Raw genomic sequence first — 3104 nt, 5'->3', positions numbered from 1 at the left:
CGCCGGATAGATTCAAGCAAGCCAACTTGTCGTCAAAATCGGTGTTGCAAAAACGGGAGTGACCATAGATTCCGTTTTCTGAGACGTCCCCAGTACTCGATTGCCGACTACCAGCTTGCGATTAAACTGCTTAGGATTCCATGAATAATGAACGGATGATGGTATTTGAGTGCTTTCACCTGAGAGGCTTTGCAGAGATAGGTTGTCCATCTCAAAATCGACCCCTTTCATCTTTAATATCTCACGCATCAGGGCATCGCTTCCCCCTGGGTTAGTAGGCATGGGTCTGCCTGTTAAGCTGTTAATCCTTGCCTTGGTATACAAGCCATAGCCAAGCTTTATTAGGGAAGGTGCGAATAAGTCCGAGATGTGAGATCATCGTGTTGTAACCTGAACCCAGAATGAGTAACCGGATGAGCCAGCAACTGACTTTTGCCGACAGTGAGTTTTCCAGTAAACGCCGCCAGACCCGCAAAGAAGTTTTCCTTGGCAGAATGGATGACTTGCTTCCCTGGGACAAATTACTTGGCGTTATCGAGCCTGTGTATCCCAAGGCCGGTAATGGTCGCAGGCCCTATCCGCTGGAAACCATGCTGCGTATTCACTGCATGCAGCAATGGTACAACCTGAGCGATGAGGCCATGGAAGATGCCCTCTATGAAATCGCCTCCATGCGCCAATTTGCTCGCCTGTCACTGGATAAAGCCATTCCATTCCAGACCGCACTACCATCATGAATTTCCGGCATTTGCTGGAGCAGCATGAACTGGCCCGCAAAATCTTCAGTACCGTTAATCACTGGCTAGCAGAGTGTGGCGTTCTAATGACCCAGGGCACCTTGGTGGATGCCACCATCATTCAAGCCCCCAGCTCTACCAAAAACAAACACAACAGCCGTGATGAAGACATGCACCAGACCAAGAAAGGTAACCAGTGGTACTTCGGCATGAAAGCGCACATTGGCGTGGACGCCAAAAGTGGCCTGACCCACAGTCTGGTGACCACGGCGGCTAACGAGCACGACCTCAATCAGGTTGGCAAGTTACTGCATGGCGATGAAGAATTTATCTCAGCCGATGCTGGTTATCAGGGGGCCGAAAAGCGCGATGAGCTCAGCGATGTCAGCGCAGACTGGCTTATCGCCAAGCGTCCCGGCAAAGTGAATGCATTGAAGCAACACCCGCGCAAGAACAAGCTGGCCATCCGTTACGAATACCTGAAAGCGAGTATCCGAGCGAAGGTTGAGCATCCATTTCGGATAGTAAAATGTCAGTTTGGTTTCGTCAAAGCCAGGTACAAGGGGCTGGCTAAAAATGACAGTCAACTGGCGATGTTATTCACCCTGGCGAACCTGGTTCGAGTTGACCAATTGATACGGGCACAGGCGAGATCTACCTGAAATGAGGAAATTGGCCTGAAACAGGGCCAAAATCAGCCACGAAGAGACGATTTTGGGCTGAAAATTGGAAAATTGAGCCACAGGACGTCGATAAAGGACGGTTTGGGGCGTCATATCGGGAGCTGCGGACCACTTAATCGCAACTTCCTTAGCCAACGATGCGTTGATCCAAGGTGTTCAAATAAAACCGGAATGGATGTTCAAGTAAATCGGAATCCGCAGAGGGTACGTGCTGCAACGTACAGAAAAGTGGCTAGTGATGAGACACAGTGTAGTTGGGAAATTCAACGAAAAACAAAATCATAAGGACTTACGTTCATGTTACATACTGCGAATAAAATGACTGTCATTGAAATCTCTGAGCCTGGCGGGCCAGAGGTTTTAACGCCCGTTCAGACAACGATTCCGGTGCCAAAGGCTGGGGAAATTTTGGTTCGCGTCAAGGCCGCAGGTGTTAATCGTCCTGACGTCATTCAACGCCAGGGTCATTACCCTATGCCTGACGACGTAACCCCTATTCCTGGTCTTGAGGTCGCTGGAACGGTTTCATCAATTGGAGAAGGCGTCACGGGCGTAAAGATTGGTGACCGAGTCTGTGCTCTGACGAATGGCGGTGGTTATGGTGAGTATTGCATCGTGCCGGAAAGCCAGACACTGCCGGTGCCAGACAGCATGTCAATGATAGCAGCGGCGGCACTTCCTGAGACTCTGTTCACCGTCTGGGCAAACTTGTTCAAGATTGGTGGCGCAACACAGGGTCAGAGTGTTCTGATTCATGGGGGAACAAGTGGTATCGGCACAACCGCGTTGATGCTATGCCGCGAAATCGGTATCGAGGCATATGCGACGGCTGGATCAGATGATAAATGCGATGTGATCGCAGAGCTTGGCGCTACGCCAGTCAACTACCGGACAACTGATTTTTCTGATTTCATTTTGAAGCAAACGGATGGCCGTGGCGTTGATATCATTCTCGATATAATGGGTGCATCCTATTTCTCCCGAAATATGAGGAGTTTAGGAATGGATGGCCGGCTGGTAATCATTGGCTTCCTTGGCGGAGCTTTCGCAGATCAAGTGGATCTGCAAGAACTCGCGTTGAAGCGAGCGGTTGTCACGGGTTCAACGATGCGAGCACGAACTTCGGTCGAAAAAGCCGAAATTGCCAATGACTTGCTTAAAAATATCTGGCCGATTCTCAATGCAGGTCGTTGCCATCCCATGATTCACAGCACATTCCCGTTACGCGAAGCAGCACGCGCGCATGCATTGATGGAGTCCGGCAAGCATGTTGGGAAAATTGTTCTTACGGTGAATTAGCTTTAAGCCCGACACAACTCCCACGTTAGNGACGGCCCTATCCGCTGGAGACCATGCTGCGTATTCACTGCATGCAGCATTGGTACAACCTGAGCGACGGTGCCATGGAAGATGCCCTGTACGAAATCGCCTCCATGCGCCTGTTTGCCCGGTTATCCCTGGATAGCGCCCTGCCGGATCGCACCACCATCATGAATTTCCGCCACCTGCTCGAGCAGCATCAACTGGCCCGTCAATTGTTCAAGACCATCAATCGCTGGCTGGCCGAAGCAGGCGTCATGATGACCCAAGGCACTTTGGTGGATGCCACCATCATTGAGGCACCCAGCTCGACCAAGAACAAAGAGCAGCAACGCGATCCGGAGATGCATCAGACCAAGAAAGG

2 protein-coding genes and 2 pseudogenes are annotated in these 3104 nt (G+C 50.9%); 3 read left to right on the top strand and 1 reads right to left on the bottom strand.

What is annotated here, in order from left to right; genetic code table 11:
- Positions 1-12 precede the first annotated feature (12 nt).
- Positions 13-282, bottom strand: coding sequence for a hypothetical protein (locus JQ822_RS24245; RefSeq protein ID WP_196560137.1), 270 nt, complete (start codon positions 280-282; stop codon positions 13-15).
- 131 nt (positions 283-413) lie between these two features.
- Between JQ822_RS24245 and JQ822_RS24240 the strand changes: the two are divergent.
- From JQ822_RS24240 to JQ822_RS24230, 3 genes and pseudogenes are all read left to right on the top strand, one after another.
- Positions 414-1399: pseudogene (locus JQ822_RS24240) on the top strand (IS5-like element ISEc68 family transposase).
- Positions 1400-1738: 339 nt separating this feature from the next.
- A complete protein-coding gene (locus tag JQ822_RS24235; RefSeq protein WP_196479507.1) occupies positions 1739-2719 on the top strand; it encodes an NAD(P)H-quinone oxidoreductase in 981 nt (326 codons plus the stop codon).
- Positions 2720-2751: 32 nt separating this feature from the next.
- Positions 2752-3104, top strand: a pseudogene (locus JQ822_RS24230) (IS5 family transposase); the annotation flags it as partial.

It is taken from the genome of Citrobacter sp. FP75, from assembly GCF_018342065.1.
Taxonomy (GTDB): Bacteria; Pseudomonadota; Gammaproteobacteria; order Enterobacterales; family Enterobacteriaceae; genus Citrobacter.
The sequence above is the reverse complement of the archived record's forward strand: the minus strand, read 5'-3'. Positions and strand labels throughout refer to the sequence as shown.

Excerpts from the sequence above, each read along its gene's own strand:
- JQ822_RS24245 (WP_196560137.1), bottom strand. The coding sequence starts at position 282 with ATGCCTACTAACCCAGGGGGAAGCGATGCCCTGATGCGTGAGATATTA.
- JQ822_RS24235 (WP_196479507.1), top strand. The coding sequence starts at position 1,739 with ATGACTGTCATTGAAATCTCTGAGCCTGGCGGGCCAGAGGTTTTAACG.